At 71.6% G+C, this 13,047-nt stretch carries 14 protein-coding genes and 1 tRNA gene; 8 read left to right on the top strand and 7 right to left on the bottom strand.

The features are described from left to right. Window positions 1-5 precede the first annotated feature (5 nt). Window positions 6-1,265, bottom strand: coding sequence for a glycoside hydrolase family 26 protein (locus ACZ6AA_RS13310; protein WP_471457995.1), 1,260 nt, complete (start codon window positions 1,263-1,265; stop codon window positions 6-8). 156 nt (window positions 1,266-1,421) lie between these two features. Between ACZ6AA_RS13310 and ACZ6AA_RS13305 the strand changes: the two genes are divergently transcribed. Next, window positions 1,422-2,747 carry a carboxylate--amine ligase gene (locus ACZ6AA_RS13305; RefSeq protein WP_471457993.1) on the top strand — a complete coding sequence of 442 codons (1,326 nt, stop codon included), beginning with the start codon at window positions 1,422-1,424 and terminating at the stop codon, window positions 2,745-2,747. Then, window positions 2,740-4,050 (top strand): NAD(P)-binding domain-containing protein, encoded by a 1,311-nt coding sequence (locus ACZ6AA_RS13300; RefSeq protein WP_468453936.1) that lies wholly within the window; start codon window positions 2,740-2,742, stop codon window positions 4,048-4,050. The genes ACZ6AA_RS13305 and ACZ6AA_RS13300 overlap by 8 nt, the downstream gene beginning before the upstream one ends. A gap of 167 nt (window positions 4,051-4,217) precedes the next feature. Here ACZ6AA_RS13300 and ACZ6AA_RS13295 read toward each other — a convergent pair whose 3' ends face one another. The 3 genes from ACZ6AA_RS13295 to ACZ6AA_RS13285 form a co-directional block, all read right to left on the bottom strand. Next, the gene (locus ACZ6AA_RS13295) at window positions 4,218-5,135 is read right to left on the bottom strand and encodes a chaplin (RefSeq protein ID WP_468453934.1); all 918 of its coding nucleotides are present in this window, start codon (window positions 5,133-5,135) and stop codon (window positions 4,218-4,220) included. Between the two features lie 135 nt (window positions 5,136-5,270). After that, the gene (locus tag ACZ6AA_RS13290) at window positions 5,271-5,498 is read right to left on the bottom strand and encodes a chaplin family protein (RefSeq protein WP_468454305.1); all 228 of its coding nucleotides are present in this window, start codon (window positions 5,496-5,498) and stop codon (window positions 5,271-5,273) included. Window positions 5,499-5,831: 333 nt separating this feature from the next. Further along, window positions 5,832-6,242 (bottom strand): rodlin, encoded by a 411-nt coding sequence (locus ACZ6AA_RS13285; RefSeq protein ID WP_468453932.1) that lies wholly within the window; start codon window positions 6,240-6,242, stop codon window positions 5,832-5,834. A gap of 324 nt (window positions 6,243-6,566) precedes the next feature. On the opposite strand from ACZ6AA_RS13285, the gene ACZ6AA_RS13280 reads away from it, so the two are divergent. Both ACZ6AA_RS13280 and ACZ6AA_RS13275 read left to right on the top strand, forming a co-directional pair. Further along, entirely contained in the window at window positions 6,567-6,977 is a 411-nt protein-coding gene (locus ACZ6AA_RS13280; protein WP_468453930.1) for a rodlin, read from the top strand. A gap of 213 nt (window positions 6,978-7,190) precedes the next feature. Then, on the top strand, window positions 7,191-7,598 hold the full coding sequence (locus ACZ6AA_RS13275) for a rodlin (RefSeq protein ID WP_468453928.1): 408 nt from the start codon (window positions 7,191-7,193) through the stop codon (window positions 7,596-7,598). 142 nt (window positions 7,599-7,740) lie between these two features. Here the strand turns inward: ACZ6AA_RS13275 and ACZ6AA_RS13270 are convergent, their stop codons facing one another. After that, window positions 7,741-8,448, bottom strand: coding sequence for an NAD(P)-dependent oxidoreductase (locus ACZ6AA_RS13270; protein ID WP_468481537.1), 708 nt, complete (start codon window positions 8,446-8,448; stop codon window positions 7,741-7,743). A 176-nt stretch (window positions 8,449-8,624) separates the two neighbouring features. On the opposite strand from ACZ6AA_RS13270, the gene ACZ6AA_RS13265 reads away from it, so the two are divergent. Then, entirely contained in the window at window positions 8,625-9,395 is a 771-nt protein-coding gene (locus tag ACZ6AA_RS13265) for a TetR/AcrR family transcriptional regulator (RefSeq protein WP_468453924.1), read from the top strand. 33 nt (window positions 9,396-9,428) lie between these two features. Here the strand turns inward: ACZ6AA_RS13265 and ACZ6AA_RS13260 are convergent, their stop codons facing one another. After that, window positions 9,429-10,058, bottom strand: coding sequence for a TetR/AcrR family transcriptional regulator (locus ACZ6AA_RS13260; RefSeq protein WP_468454303.1), 630 nt, complete (start codon window positions 10,056-10,058; stop codon window positions 9,429-9,431). A 535-nt stretch (window positions 10,059-10,593) separates the two neighbouring features. On the opposite strand from ACZ6AA_RS13260, the gene ACZ6AA_RS13255 reads away from it, so the two are divergent. Beyond that, window positions 10,594-10,974 (top strand): VOC family protein, encoded by a 381-nt coding sequence (locus ACZ6AA_RS13255; protein ID WP_468453920.1) that lies wholly within the window; start codon window positions 10,594-10,596, stop codon window positions 10,972-10,974. 118 nt (window positions 10,975-11,092) lie between these two features. After that, window positions 11,093-11,974 carry a GNAT family N-acetyltransferase gene (locus ACZ6AA_RS13250; RefSeq protein ID WP_471457990.1) on the top strand — a complete coding sequence of 294 codons (882 nt, stop codon included), beginning with the start codon at window positions 11,093-11,095 and terminating at the stop codon, window positions 11,972-11,974. Window positions 11,975-12,232: 258 nt separating this feature from the next. On the opposite strand, the gene ACZ6AA_RS13245 is transcribed toward ACZ6AA_RS13250, so the two are convergent. Beyond that, a tRNA-Ala gene (locus tag ACZ6AA_RS13245) sits at window positions 12,233-12,305 on the bottom strand. 184 nt (window positions 12,306-12,489) lie between these two features. Here ACZ6AA_RS13245 and ACZ6AA_RS13240 point away from each other — a divergent pair. Further along, a complete protein-coding gene (locus tag ACZ6AA_RS13240; RefSeq protein WP_030357748.1) occupies window positions 12,490-13,038 on the top strand; it encodes a helix-turn-helix domain-containing protein in 549 nt (182 codons plus the stop codon). Window positions 13,039-13,047: the final 9 nt, after the last annotated feature.

The raw sequence follows: 13,047 nt of genomic DNA, 5'->3' as shown, positions 1-13,047 counted from the left end.
CCCCCTCAGGCGCGCGGCCGCTCCTTGCGCTCCCACCAGTCGAACCGCAGGCACAGCTTCCCGCCCAGCCAGTACTCGACCCAGTCGCCCAGGTCCAGCGGCGCGCAGTGCGGCGGCCGTACCGGAGCGGTCGGTTCGGTCGGCTTCGGCGTCGGGTTCACCGGCAGGCCGGAGAGCGCCTCGCGGTACACCTTCGTGGCCTTGGGGTTGTCCTTGCACTGCCACACGCCGTGCGGGCAGTAGTCCGTGACCGTGTTGTACAGCGGCTTGTGCTCGGCCATCCACTTCAGCATCCGGCGCATGTACTCGTCGTTGTCGCCGTTGCGGAAGAGCCCCCATTCGGGATACGAGATGGGCTTCTTGTGGGCCTTCGCGAAATCCACGTGGTGCTGGAGCCCGTACTCCTCCGTCACCTGCTGGTCGAACGTCACGCCGCTGGGCTGGTCGTACGAATCGAGACCGATGATGTCGACCAGATCGTCACCGGGATAGCAATCGGTCCACGGAATGGCGTCCCGACCGCGATTCGGGGTGAAATCGAACTTGAATTTCTGCCCCGGCACCGAACGCATCGTGGTGACGATTCGTTTCCAGTACGTCTTCCAGGATTCCGGATCCGGACCGCAACGATGGGTGTACGTGGTGCCGTTCATCTCCCAGCCGAGCACGATCACCGTGTCCGGCACCCCGAGGTCGACAAGCCGCTTCGCGAGGACGCGGAAGTGCTCGTCGAAGAGCCCGGACGCGCCCTGCCGCAGCATCGCGCGCACCTGCCAGTCGCCGACGCGGTCCTCGTTGCGCTCCAGCATCGGCACGTTCAGGACGAACATCCGGTCGTCCTTGGCCTTGCGCCAGGCCGCCCAGCTCTCCAGGAAGCGCGGCGCGCCCTCGATATTGCTCCACCGGTCACCCGGGAGGTATGTGTGCCCGACCCGCAGCTCGGTCCCGTCCAGCCACTTGCTCAGCTCGGTCATGCGGTCGACGCCGAGGGGGCCGTAGTCGAGGTAGGCGCCGATGGCGGGGAGATCGGGGTCGGCGGGCGCGGGGCTCTGCGCGGGCGACGGGCTTCCGGCGGGCGCGGGGCTCTCGGCCGGAGCGGGGACCGGGCTCTGCGCGGGCGTCGGCTCCGCCCCGGGCGCCTTCCCCGCGGTGTGTCCGGGCACGGCGACCACAGCCGTCGACGCGATGATCCCGGCAGCGATGACGGCCAGCCGTTTTCCGCGCCGGCCCGTTCTTTTACTGCGTCGGCTACGCCGTGGGTTCATGACTGCTCCTCGTGGACCGGTCACACACATATCTGACGCCATGGATTTCTGTCGCTACTGACGTTCCGTCATATGTATTTCTTTTACGCCAATCGAGTCCTTAATCCTCCGTGACCGCACATCGCCCCATTGGGCGAGCGATCAGTAAGGCCGACCTTGCACTCTCTGGACACTCGCGTTCCCGCGGTCCTGCTGCGGATCGACCGGAACCCCTTCCACCACGGCACGCTCGGCGCGGTGCGTTCCCTGGGCCGGGAGGGGGTGGAGGTGCACCTGGTGGCCGACGACGAGCACAGCCCGGTCGCCCGCTCCCGCCACCTCCACCGCATGCACCCACCGCCCGCCCCCGCGGCCACACCCCAGGACGTCCGCGCGGTCCTGCTGCGCGTCGCCGCCCGCGTCGGCCGCCCCGCCGTCCTGATCCCCCTGGACGACGCGGGCGCCCTCGCCGTCGACGCCGTCCGCGAGGCCCTCGCCGACCGCTATCTGCTGCCCCGGCCCGCGCCCGGCCTGCCCGGCCGCCTCGCCGACAAGGGCGCCCTGGCGGCGCTGTGCGCACGCGTCGGCGTGGCGCACCCGCCGACGCTCGCGCCCACGACCCCCGCCGACGCGGCCGACGCGGTGACGGCCCTGGGCTCCCCGGTGGTGGCGAAGTGGAGCCGCCCCTGGCTGCTGCCCCGCGGCAGCGGCCTGCGCAGCGCCGTCCTGGTCCGCTCCCCGCGCGAGGCGGCGGCGCTGCACGAGCGCACGGCGGCCGCGGGCAGCCGCCTGCTGCTCCAGGCGTACGTCCCCGGCGGCCCCGACGCCGACTGGTTCGTGCACGGGTACGTCGGCCGCGACGGCGAGGTGTTCGGCGGCGGCACGGGCCGCAAGCGCCGGGCCCGGCCCCGCGCGGCCGGGCTCACCGCGGTCGGCGAGTGGGCGGACGACGCGGGCCTGTGGGCGCTGACCCGGCGGCTGCTCGCGGGCCTCGGCTACCGGGGCGTGTTCGACCTGGACTTCCGCAGGGACGCCCGCACCGGCACGTACCACCTGCTCGACTTCAACCCGCGCCCCGGCGCCCAGTTCCGCCTCTTCGCGGACGGCACCGGGACCGACGTGGTGCGCGCCGCCCACCTCGACCTCACGCACCGCCCGGTCCCGGCACCGGCCCCGCTGCCGGGCCGCGCCTTCGTCGTGGAGAACTACGCGCCGCTGACGGCGCTGCGCACCAGGCTCGCTCCGCGCCGCACCCGCCGGTCCCCTCAGCGAAGGCCGCCCGCCGCGGAGTTCGCCTGGTCCGGCGCCGACGCCGCCGACGACCCGGCCCCGGCGGCCGACCTGTGGCGCCGCTGGCGCCGCCATGTCCTGCGCCACGCGCGCGGACGGCTCGCGGGCGGCACCCAGAACATCCTGCTGACGCTGTCCACCAGGGCGCGGGAGTCCTCCCCCGCCGTCCTGTCCGGCACGACGAACCGAGAGCGAGCCGTCACCGATGCATGACCTGCTGATCGTGGGAGCGGGCCCCTACGGCCTGTCGATCGCCGCGCACGCCGCGGCGGCGGGCCTGGACGTACGCGTCTTCGGCAGGCCCATGGCCTCCTGGCGCGACCACATGCCGCGCGGCATGTTCCTGAAGTCGGAGCCCTGGGCGTCCGACCTCTCCGCCCCCGGCGCCCGCTACGGCCTGGCCGCGTACTGCGCCCGCGAGGGCCTGCGCGCGGAGCACGGAGTGCCGCTGCCGGTCGAGCACTTCGCCGCGTACGGCCTCTGGTTCGCCGAGCAGGCCGCGCCACCGGTCGACGAGCGCCTGATCCGGTCCGTCCGCCCGCTGACCGACGGCTTCGCCGTCACGACCGCCGACGGCGAGACCTGCCACGGCCGCACGGTGGCACTCGCCGTCGGCGTGCTGCCGTTCGTCGAAATCCCCTCCCTGGTACGGGACCTGGGCCCCGCCCACGTCTCGCACAGCAGCCACCACGCGGACCTGAGCCCCCTGCGCGACAAGGACGTCACGGTGCTCGGCGCGGGCCAGGCCGCCCTGGAGACGGCCGCGCTCCTCGCCGAACAGGGCACCCGCGTACGCGTCCTGGCCCGCGCCCCCCACGTGCGCTGGAACACCCTGCCGCCCGCCCTGCACCGCCCCTGGTGGCAGTCGGCACGCGCCCCGCACAGCGGCCTCGGCTGCGGCTGGCGCAACTGGTTCTACGCCGAACGCCCCGGCCTCTTCCGGCTGCTCCCCGAACCCACCCGCGCCCGCGTCTGCGCCACCGCCCTCGGCCCGGCGGGCGCCTGGTGGGTGCGGGACCGCGTGGAGGCGGGCCCCGGCGCCGCGACGACGGCCGGGGCGGCGCGCTCCGGCGCCGCGATCGAGATCGTCACCGGACACCGGCTCACCGGGGCCCGCCACCACGACGGGCAGGTGCTCCTGTCCACCCACGGCCCGGACGGCCCCGCGGTCTTCGAGACCGACCACGTCCTCGCGGCCACCGGCTTCCGCGCCCTGACCCACCGCATCGACGTGCTCGACCTCGGCGTCCGGGACACCCTGCGCCAACTCGCCGACGGCTCCCCGTACGTGGACAGCGGGTTCGAGACCTCCCTGCCCGGCCTGTTCGTCGCCGGTCTGCCGACCGCGTCGAGCTTCGGCCCCGCGATGCGCTTCGTCCAGGGCGCGGGCTTCACGGCGGCGCGCCTGGTGGCGGGGGTACGACGGCGGGTGCGGCGGCCGGGCGCCGTGCCGGTGGCCCGGAGTGCCGAGGGCACGGCGGTGACGCCGTACGAGAGCGGGGCGCACCGGCGCTGAGGGGGCGCCCGGTCAGTGTCGGGGCGCCCGGGCGCTGACGGGCGCCCCACGCAGGAAGCGGACGGGCCGCCGTCGACCCGTCCGCTCCACCGTCACCGCTCTTCTTGCTACTGCTTCTTCCTGCTTGCTTCCTACTGCTGTTGCTCCCGCTTCGCTCCCGGCGCGCTTCAGGACGTGCTGCGTCCGCGCCGGTAGAGGAGGGCCCCGCCGACCAGCAGTCCGGCGCTGGCCGCGGCGGCCGCGAGGGCGTTCTGGTCCATGCCGGTCGCGGCGAGCTGGGCGACGTGCTCCGGTGCCTCGGCGGGTCGCGGCTGCCGGGCGGTCGCGGAGGCCTTGATGAACTCCGGTGCCCGGGGCACGGTCCGCGGCGCCCGGGGCGGCTCGGGCGGCGTGACCCGCTCGACGGGACGCTCGGGCTTGACCGGCGGCACGTGCGGCTTCGGCTCCGGGGGCGTCTGCTCGGGGGCCTCGCCGCACTTGTTGCCGGTGGTCCCGGAGAGTGCCGCGACGACCTCGACGGCGTTGCCGCACGCGTTGATCGGCACGTCGAGCGGGGCCTGGAGAAGGTTGCCCGACAGCAGACCGGGCGAGTGGGACGCCTCGCCGTGGGCGCTCGCGCCGCCGTCGTCGTGCGCGGGTTCGTCGTGCGCGGGTTCCGGGGTCCGAGGCTCGGTCGCGGGCTTCGGGGCGGGAGCGTGGGCGGGAGCCGGGGCGGGTGCGGGGGCCGCGCGCTCCGGGACGGGCGCGGGGTTGGGTGCGGGCCTGGGCGCGGGCGCGGGCTTCGGCGCGGCCTCGCGCTGCGGCGGCGCCGCACGTTCCGGTGCCCGCTCGGCGCTCGGGGACGAGGTGTGCGCGCAGGAGTTGCCCATGGCCGGGTTTCCCGCGCCCACGCCGTTCACCGAGTTGCCGCAGACGTTCAGCGGCACCTCCAGCGGGGCCTGCACATTGTTGCCCGACAAGAAGCCGGGCGATCCCGTGGCCTGTCCGTGCGCATCGGCTGCGGCGAACGCGGCCTGGCCGGGCAGGGACAGGATGCTCGTGGCGGCCGCCGCCGAGAGCACCCCTTTGGTGAGGGCCTGTCGCAATCTAGTGGTCTTCCTCTGAGCGAAAAGGAGCCGGCCTTGGGGCCGTTGAGCGAAGGGGAGCCGGCCTTGGGGCCCTGAGGCCTGCCAAGGCCGGCGGTGACACGGCCTGGACGGCCGGGTCGTTACGTCAATACGTCAGTCGTTGACGCAGGTGTTGCCGAACGCCGGGTTCAGCAGCGCGAGGAGGTCGACGCTGTTGCCGCACACGTTGACGGGAACGTGGACGGGAACCTGCACGACGTTGCCGGAGAGGAAACCCGGGGAGTGGGCGGCCACGCCGTCGGCGCCCGCGTCGGCGAATGCCGGGGCACCGAAGCTCAGTGCCAGGACAGCACCAGCGATGACGGTTGCGCTCTTCTTCAGCTTCACAGATCTTCCCTTCTGACCGGTCGCGCCTTAACGGCGGTGAGAGCCGGGCGGGCAGTATCTTCACCCGCACCGCGACCTGAGTCCTGACCAACGAGCACCAAGAGCAGAGGAAACCGGCAACACCCCGGAATTCCCAGGTTCACTCGACTGCTCTCGGCCAGCTATTGCACATCGGATACGGAAAGCCGTACGCGAAGAAGTCGACGACGGAATTTCCGCCGCAGCCGCCCGAATTACCGGCATTACAGGGCCGGGCATGCAAAAGCCGCCCGGGCCGCCCCGCTCGAAGGAGTCGGGGCGGCCCGGGCGGTCGCTGCGGCGTGAGGGTCAGCCGTTGTGCTCGCCGTTGCCCGAGAGCACCGGGATGTCGCTGAGGATGTGCGACAGCGGCTCGTCGCCCTTGGCCTGCGTGGAGTTCTCCGTGCACTGCTGGTTCTGCGGCGCCGACAGGATCGGGATGTCCTGGACCGCGACCGGCACGAGACCGACGAGGGCGCCGACGTTGCCCTTGACCGGCAGGCCGACACAGGGCTTGTTCAGAGATCCCTGGACGAGGGACAGCTGCGGGCTCATGTCGCCCTTGGTGGCGGAGTTGCCGAACGCCTGCTTGGCGCCGTTGCCGCTCGCCGACTGGGTGCCGCCGTCGTCACCGATGGCCATCGCGGCAGGGGCTGCGGTGGCTGAGATACCGACGACGGAGACTGCGACCGCAGCCGCTGCCATTGCCTTCTTGAGCATTTGCTGTTCCTTTTCTGGGCAGAAGCACAGGTTACTGCGGGCTGCTCAACTCACCGTCGGACGTTTGGTTCCGCTCATTCACTCCATCGGATCTTTTCCGCGCATCGGCGGCGCCCGGCGCATTCACATAAACGCGCACCACCATGCGCGGCGCCGTACCGAACCATCGGATTATCCGCACAACGCCACCCGCACCCATGCCCGAAAAGGGCGCGCATTTGGGCCATTGGTGGGCCATAAGAGTGAACAGCAGCAACCCCGCACCGCCGCGGCAGTTGCTCAGGGTGCTCCACGGACGGGGTTCATATCCAGAAGGGAAATGCTGTGCTCAAGAAGGTTATGACTGCGGCCGCGGTCACGGCTTCCGTCGTCGGTGCGTCGGCTGCCACTGCTTCCACGGCGTCCGCCATCGGTGACGACAGCGGCACCCAGACGATGAGCGGCAACCACGCCTCCCAGACGTTCGGCAACTCCGCCACGTACGGGAACATGAGCCCGCAGATGGCGCTCATTCAGGGCTCCTTCAACAAGCCCTGTATCGCGCTGCCCGCCAAGGCCAATGTCGGCTCCCTCGTCGGCCTGGTGCCGGTCGCGGTCCAGGACATCCCGATCCTGTCGGCGCCGCAGAACCAGCAGTGCACGGAGAACTCCACGCAGGCCAAGGGCGACGAGCCGCTGTCGCACCTGCTCAACGACATCCCGGTGCTCTCGGGCAACGGCGTCAACAACCACTGACACCGGCACCAAGTCCAGCGGGCCGCCACCTCTCCTCGGCGGCCCGCTGTTTGGGCTTCCCGACCGGTCGACGGCTGTCGCCGCATCCGCCCTCTTCTCCGCTCAGCACACTATTCGGCCGACCGGGCTAATCGCCGAAACCACGGTTCCATCGGCCAGTTGACCACCATGCGGCTCCGCAACGGAGCCTGTCTCCGAAGGGAATTCCTCACCATGAAGAAGATCTTGGCAACCGCCGCGATCGCCGCATCCGCCGCCGGCATGACGGCCGTCACCGCCCCCTCCGCCATGGCCATCGGCAACGACACGGGCACCACGTCGATCAGCGGCAACGGCGCCGAGCAGACCTTCGGCAACTCCGCCACGCACGGCAACATGAGCCCGCAGATGTCCCTGGTCCAGGGCTCCCTCAACAAGCCCTGCATCGGCCTGCCCGCCAAGCTCAACGTCGGATCCATCGTCGGCGTCGTGCCGGTCGCGGTCCAGGACATCAACGTCCTGTCGGCCCCGCAGAACCAGCAGTGCACGGAGAACTCCACGCAGGCCAAGGGCGACGAGCCGCTGTCGCACATCCTCAGCGACATCCCGATCCTCTCGGGCAACGGCGCCGGCAACCACTGACGCACCGGGGCCGAGCGTGGCCCCGACGTCCGCAGCGCCGCACCGGGTGGCCGCCACGATCTCCGTGGCGGCCATCGCGCGTTGAGGCGACCGCCCAGGGGTGACCGAAGGCCTCAGTAGCTGCCGCCCTGTGGCTACGGCTTCAGTAGCCGATGGTGAAGCGGCGCTGGACGAAGCGCGGCAGTTCCACCTCGTCGACCAGGGCGACGGCGGCGTCCTCGGCGGAGATGCGGCTGCGGCCCTCGGCGTCCAGGACGGGCTGGTCGCCGCCGACCCGGAAGCGGCCGGTGCGCTCGCCGGGGGCGATGTCCTCGGCCGGGCTGAAGTAGGTCCACAGCCGGTTCGAGGTCCGCAGGACGTTCAGGGCGTCCCGGTGGCCGCGCACCGCCGCCGCGTAGTCGCGGGGCAGTCCGACCTCGTCGAGGGTGGCGTGCAGCAGCTCGTCGGAGTCGGCGCGGACCACACCCGGCGCGATCTCCAGGCTGCCCGCGCCGCCGATCACGATGAGCCGGGTGCGGGGGTGGCTCTCCAGGGCCTTCAGGAGGGCCCGCGCCACGGTGGCGTACACCGTGGGATCGGCGATCGAGCGCCGCAGCGTGTCCGCCATGTCCTTGGCGGCGTTGCCGGGCTGGAAGGCGCTGATCAGGACGTCGAGTCCAGGCAGCACGGCCGCTATGGACGCCGGGTCCAGGGCGTCGACCCCGGCCCAGGTGACGTTCTCCCGCCGCTCCTCGCGCGCCGCCCGCTCCGGGTTCCGGCTGTACGCCTCGACGTGGTGGCCCCGGCCGAGGGCCTCGGTGACGACTCGGCTGCCGATGGTCCCCGAGGCTCCGATGACTCCGATGCGCATGGCTCTCCCCTGTTGGTGTGTTCCTGCTCCGCACGTGGACATCCCCGCGCGGAGATCCGGACGTGGACATCCGCACGTGGGCATGGGGCACCACCCGGAAGGTGACGCCGCGCAGAAACTATACGCCGTGAAGTTATCGCACCCCGTCAACTAAACAAACGCTGTAGAGTTGCCGCGTGACAGCGACAGGTGAGGGGAACGGCCGGGAGCCGAAGGGCAGGCACGGCGGTCGGGGCGGGCAGAGCGGCCAGGGCAGGCGTGCACGGCTGCGGGCCGAGACGACGGCCGAGATCAAGAGCGTGGCGCTGGCCCTGATGGCCTCGGGCGGGCCCGACGCCATCACCCTGCGTGCCATCGCCCGCGAGATGGGCATGACCGCCAACGCCATCTACGGCTACTTCGCCACCCGCGACGACCTGGTCACCACGCTGATCAACGACGTGTACACCGCCCTGGCCGACGCCGTGGACACCGCTTGGGAAACCGGCGCGCCGCTGGATCCGGCCGCCCGGATCCAGTCCTGGGCGACCGCCTTCCGCGACTGGTCCCTCGCCCACCCCGAGGGCTTCCGGCTGATCTACGGCGACCCCGTCCCCGGCTACCAGGCCCCCGAAGGCGGCGCCGCCCCCGACGCCGCCCGCCGCGTCTGCACCGGCCTCGCCGGACTCGCCGCCGCCGCCTGGCCGCACGCCCGACACCTCTACGCGACCAGCGAGTTCGAGTGGTCCGACTTCGACCCCGGACTGCTCGACAAGGTCCGCCCGGCCTTCCCGGAACTGCCGCCCGCGGCCGTCGCGCTCGCCCTGCGCATCTGGGGCCGCCTGCACGGCCTGGTGTCCCTGGAGGTCTACGGCCACCTGCGCACCCAGACGGTCAGCCCGCGGAAACTCTTCCAGGAGGAGCTGACCCAGCTCGTCCGCACCCTGGACATCCCGCAGGACCGCTGACCACCCCGGCACGCATTGCCGTCGGCGGCGACGTCACCAGGTCATGGCCGTGGGGTCGTTGGCGAGGGCGGCGGCGAGGAGGGCGCGGAGGTGGTCGGCCTCCGGCAGGAGCGTGGCCTCGATCTCGTCGTCGGTACGGCCGGCCAGGGTGAGTTCCTGGATGCGCCGGAACAGCAGCCGGTCCGCCGCGGCGATCAGGGCGGCGCCGGACACGGGCGCGATGGCCGGGGCGGAGTCGGGGGCGGCGGCGGTCAGCGCCGCGGCGAGCGCCGCCTCCCGCTGGTCGTGCAGTTCGCGCAGCCGGGCGGTGAGGGTGGGGCTGTCGGCGATCATGCGGGCGAACGCGATGCCGGTGAAGCCGACGACGGGGCTGTGGTCGAGGAGCGCGGCGCGGAAGGTCCGGCCCACGGCGGCGAGCGGCTCCACGCCGGGCTCGCGCTCTGTGACGGCCTTGGCCAGGCCCCCTGTGAACGCCTCGTGGTGGTCGAGGGCCAGGTCCTCCTTGCGCGGGAAGTAGTTGGTGACCGTCTTCTTGGCCACGCGGGCCGCGGCGGCGATCTCGGTGATGGTGGTCTGCTCGAAGCCCTGCTTGATGAAGAGCCTGGTGGCGCAGTCGGAGATCAGCTGCCTGGTCTCCTGCTTCTTGGACTCACGGAGCCCCATCTCGGTAGTCATGAGGGAATCTTACATCCAACCTAAAAATATGCTTGACGAACCGAGGGGCCCGACCTAAAGTTACGTCCGTTGCAAAAATCCCCTCAGTGAACGGACCTGCATTTGCGCAAGTTCTCGTACTTCGTCGGCGCCACCATCACCACCGAGTTCGCGGACGCCCTTCCCGCGCCGGACCGCACGGCCCTCGGCCTCGCGGACACGCTCACCACAACGCTTCGGCACGGTCAGGACGGGGCGGGGCACGGACGCCCCGGGCCGCAGCAGCCCGTACGTCCCGCTGCGGCGAATCGCTCCGTCCCGCTCGCTCACCACATGCGCGGACCCGGCCGTCGAGGCAACCGGTGAGGACCCACTCACCCGCCTGAGACGTCCGGCAGGGGCTGCACCGCCAGCACCTGCCGCACCAGCACCTGCCACACCCCGCACTTGCCGCACCCCGCACTTGCCTCGCCCGCACCTGTCACACCCACAGCTGCCACACCCCCTTCTGCCAGGAGTTGCCCTGAACGTCACCGCCTCCACCGTGTCCCTGACCGTCGCCGACGTCGCCGCCTCACGTGAGTTCTTCCACGCCCACCTCGGCTACCAGGTCGCCATGGCCGCCGACGGCTTCGCGTCCCTGACGCGCGGGGATGCCGCCGCCGACATCGTGCTGCTCCAGCGCGGCAGCGAGGTGCTCCCGCCCGAGCAGCGCGACCAGCAGGCCACGGGCCTGATCTTCGCGCTCACCGTCACCGGCATCGAGGCCGAGGAGCGGCGCCTGCGCGAGGCCGGCGCCCCGATCACGATGCCGCTGCGCGAGGAGCCCTGGGGCGAGCGGCTGTTCCAGCTGACCGACCCGAACGGCGTGGTGGTCCAGTTCGTCGAGTGGGCCGCGCAGGAAGAGCCCGCGCAGGCCGACTAGCCCGCCCGTCACCGAGCCCCCGAACGCCCGCATGGCAGGCCTGCCAGCCCACAGCCCTACGCTGCCCCTCCCTCTCCTTCTCCCCTTCTTCTCCCCCTTCTTCTCTGACGGAGACGACTTGCCCCTGCGCATCACCGCCCTGACCGACCCCGAAGCAACCTCCGCGGCCCGCCGCCTGGCGTGGCTGGCCACGGGCCCCGACGGCAGCCCCGCCGGTCACGCCTTCCTGCGCCTGTTCACGAAGGAGGGCCAGCGCCACCTCGCCGAACTGGACGTCCATGTCCACGCCGCCGAACGGCGCGCGGGGGCGGGCACCCTGCTGCTCGAAGCGGCCGTCGAAGCCGCCCGCGAGGACGACCGGAGGACGGTCGTGGCCCAGGCCCCGGCCGAATCCCCGGGTGCCGCCTTCCTCACCGCCCGAGGCTTCCGCGTGGCGCTGACCCTCACGTACGCCCGGCTCCCGCTGGCCGACGCGGACCTGCCCGCACTCACCGCCGTCGCCGAGAAGCCGCACCCCGGCTACCGGCTGACGGCGTGGGAGGGCATGGTGCCCGACGAACTCGCCGATACGTACGCGGCGTCACGCCGGGCCATGGACGACATGCCCATGGGGGCGGTCGACTACGGCACGGTGGCCTGGGACGTCGACCGGATACGGGCCGCGGCGGACGCCGTCTCCGCGCGCGGGGACATCCTCCACACCGTGGCGGCCGTCGACGCCTCGGACGGCACCATCACCGGCTTCACCGAACTGGTCGTCCCCGGCGACGGCACGGGCGACGCCCAGCACTACGGCACGGCCGTCCTGCCCGAACACCGCGGCCACGGCCTCGCCCGCTGGATGAAGGCCGCCTCGATCATCGGGGCCCGCGAACGCCACCCCCACCTCGGCGGCCTCCTGACCGACACTGCCGACAACAACCCGCACATGCGCCGCGTCAACGACGAACTCGGCTACCTGCCGACCCACACGGCCCACGAGTACCAGCTCGGCTTGTAGACGGTCCTTCCTGACAGGGGCGCGCCACTTGCGGTGAGGGATCCCGGTGTAAAGGAGGGCCATGAAGGGCACTCGCACATCATGAAGATCCTTTTTCTCCTGGCGCTCGTAGGCATCGCGGTGACGCTCTGGTCCATGCGATCCCGCAGGCGCAAGTAGCACGGCAGTCGGACCCCGGTGCGTACACGGTGCGTGCCCCAGGGTCCAAAAAAGCCCCTCTGACCTGTGTTTCCACAGGCCAGAGGGGCTTTTGGGATGTGGAGCCTAGGGGAGTCGAACCCCTGACATCTGCCATGCAAAGACAGCGCTCTACCAACTGAGCTAAGGCCCCGCGTGCGCCGATGCCGTGGCGAAAAAATCGCGCCTCGGCGGGCGTCGGGGACCAGAGTACCGGGTCACCCCCCAGATCTCGCAAAAGGATTGGGGCTCCCCGTGCGCGACCACTCTCCGTAAGATGCTCGACGTGGTTCGCGGCAGCGAACCACGTCTTAGGGGAAGCGATGGGGAGACGCAAGATGGACGCTGCACAACAAGAATCAACCGCGAGAGCACGGGAGCTCCAGCGGAATTGGTACGGGGAGCCGCTGGGGGCACTGTTCCGTCGCCTCATCGACGATCTGGGCCTGAACCAGGCACGGCTCGCCGGGGTGCTCGGCCTCTCCGCACCCATGCTGTCGCAGCTGATGAGCGGCCAGCGCGCCAAGATCGGCAATCCGGCCGTGGTCCAGCGGGTGCAGCTCCTCCAGGAGCTGTCGGGGCAGGTCGCGGACGGCAGTGTGAGTGCCGCCGAGGCGACGGACCGCATGGACGAGATCAAGAAGTCCCAGGGGGGTTCCGTACTGACCAACACCACCCAGTCGACCACGAGTTCAGGCGCACCCACGGTGAAGCGCGTGGTGCGTGAGATCCAGTCGCTGCTGCGCTCCGTCGCGGCGGCGGGCGACATCATCGATGCCGCGGACACGCTCGCCCCGACCCACCCGGAACTGGCAGAGTTCCTTCGGGTATACGGAGCGGGCCGCACCGCGGACGCCGTCGCCCACTACGAGGCGCACCAGAGCTGAGCCGCCGGC

The sequence above is a fragment of the Streptomyces sp. NPDC040610 genome (assembly GCF_055594065.1).
Note: the sequence above shows the minus strand (reverse complement) of the source record. Positions and strands in the feature narration are given on the sequence as shown.

Excerpts from the sequence above, each read along its gene's own strand:
- ACZ6AA_RS13310 (WP_471457995.1), bottom strand. The coding sequence starts at position 1,265 with ATGAACCCACGGCGTAGCCGACGCAGTAAAAGAACGGGCCGGCGCGGA.
- ACZ6AA_RS13300 (WP_468453936.1), top strand. The coding sequence starts at position 2,740 with ATGCATGACCTGCTGATCGTGGGAGCGGGCCCCTACGGCCTGTCGATC.
- ACZ6AA_RS13285 (WP_468453932.1), bottom strand. The coding sequence starts at position 6,242 with ATGCTCAAGAAGGCAATGGCAGCGGCTGCGGTCGCAGTCTCCGTCGTC.
- ACZ6AA_RS13275 (WP_468453928.1), top strand. The coding sequence starts at position 7,191 with ATGAAGAAGATCTTGGCAACCGCCGCGATCGCCGCATCCGCCGCCGGC.
- ACZ6AA_RS13270 (WP_468481537.1), bottom strand. The coding sequence starts at position 8,448 with ATGCGCATCGGAGTCATCGGAGCCTCGGGGACCATCGGCAGCCGAGTC.
- ACZ6AA_RS13260 (WP_468454303.1), bottom strand. The coding sequence starts at position 10,058 with ATGGGGCTCCGTGAGTCCAAGAAGCAGGAGACCAGGCAGCTGATCTCC.
- ACZ6AA_RS13240 (WP_030357748.1), top strand. The coding sequence starts at position 12,490 with ATGGACGCTGCACAACAAGAATCAACCGCGAGAGCACGGGAGCTCCAG.